Genomic DNA, 1,426 nt, shown 5'->3' with positions numbered 1-1,426 from the left:
GTTGAGCTTGCCCGCGAAGAGGCTGAGCACGATCGCGACCGCGCCGATCGCCACCGCCGCCCACTTCGCCGACAGCACCTCCTCCTTCTCCGTGGCCCGCCCGCGCCGGATGACGTTGGCGTAGAGGTCGTGCGCGAAGGAGGCCGAGGAGGCCAGGGTGAGGCCGGCCACCACGGCCAGGATGGTGGCGAAGGCGACCGCGGAGATCACCGCGAGCAGGATCGCGCCCCCGGTCGACCCCGCGCCGCCGCCCAGCACCTCGGCCAGCTGCGGCGCCGCCGTGTTGCCGGACGGACTGACGCCCTTGATCGCCTTGGGGCCGACCAGCGCCGCCGCGCCGAAGCCGAGCGCCAGGGTCATCAGGTAGAAGCCGCCGATGATGCCGATCGCCCAGAGCACCGACTTCCGGGCCGCCTTGGCGGTGGGCACGGTGTAGAAGCGGACCAGGATGTGCGGCAGGCCGGCCGTACCGAGCACCAGCGCGATCCCGAGGCTGAGGAAGTCGAGTTTGCTCGTCCCGCTGGCCCCGTACTTCAGCCCCGGCTCCAGGAACGCGGCCCCCTTGCCGCTGGCGTCGGCCGCGGCGCCGAGCAGCTCCGAGGGGTTGAAGTGGTACTTGGCCAGCACCAGGACGGTCATCAGCCCGGTGCCGGCGATCAGCAGCACCGCCTTGACGATCTGCACCCAGGTGGTGCCCTTCATCCCGCCGATCACCACGTAGACCACCATCAGCGCGCCGACCGCCACGATGGTGCCCTGCTTGGCGCTCTCCCCGCTGACGCCGAGCAGCAGTGCCACCAGCGACCCGGCGCCGACCATCTGGGCGAGCAGGTAGAAGATCGACACCACGATGGTGGAGATGCCGGCCGCGGTCCGCACCGGCCGCTGGCGCATCCGGAACGCGAGCACGTCCGCCATGGTGTAGCGGCCCGAGTTGCGCAGCGGCTCGGCGACCAGCAGCAGCGCCACCAGCCAGGCCACCAGGAAGCCGATCGAGTAGAGGAAGCCGTCGTAGCCGGAGAGCGCGATGGCCCCGGCGATGCCGAGGAACGAGGCGGCGGACATGTAGTCGCCGGAGATGGCCAGGCCGTTCTGGAAGCCGGTGAAGCCGCGGCCGCCGGCGTAGAAGTCGGAGGCGCTCCTGGTCTGCCGGCCGGCCCAGATGGTGATGGCCAGGGTCGCGGCCACGAAGAGCCCGAAGAGTGTCAGCGTGAGGACGCGGTGCTCCGAGGCGGAGGCGGCGAGGCCGGAGGGGGCCAGGCCGGCGACGGCGAGCGGGGAGTCGGCGGACTGCGTCATTCGGCGGCCTCCCGGGGTGCGTGGACGACCGCGCCGCGCGCCTCGCGGATCGCGGCCGCACGCGGGTCGATCCGCCGGTCCGCGTAGCGGGCGTACCAGGCCGCGATGGCGAAGGTGGTGACGAACT

1 protein-coding gene is annotated in these 1,426 nt (G+C 72.2%); it reads right to left on the bottom strand.

Features of this window, described 5'->3' with window-relative positions; genetic code table 11:
* Positions 1 to 1,299, bottom strand: a 1,299-nt coding sequence (locus MCM47_RS40680; protein WP_238951825.1) for a cation acetate symporter, incomplete at its 3' end; no start/stop codon positions are given.
* Positions 1,300 to 1,426: the final 127 nt, after the last annotated feature.

It is taken from the genome of Kitasatospora sp. A2-31 (assembly GCF_022288725.1).
Taxonomy (GTDB): domain Bacteria; phylum Actinomycetota; class Actinomycetes; order Streptomycetales; family Streptomycetaceae; genus Kitasatospora.
The sequence above is the reverse complement of the archived record's forward strand: the minus strand, read 5'-3'. Positions and strand labels throughout refer to the sequence as shown.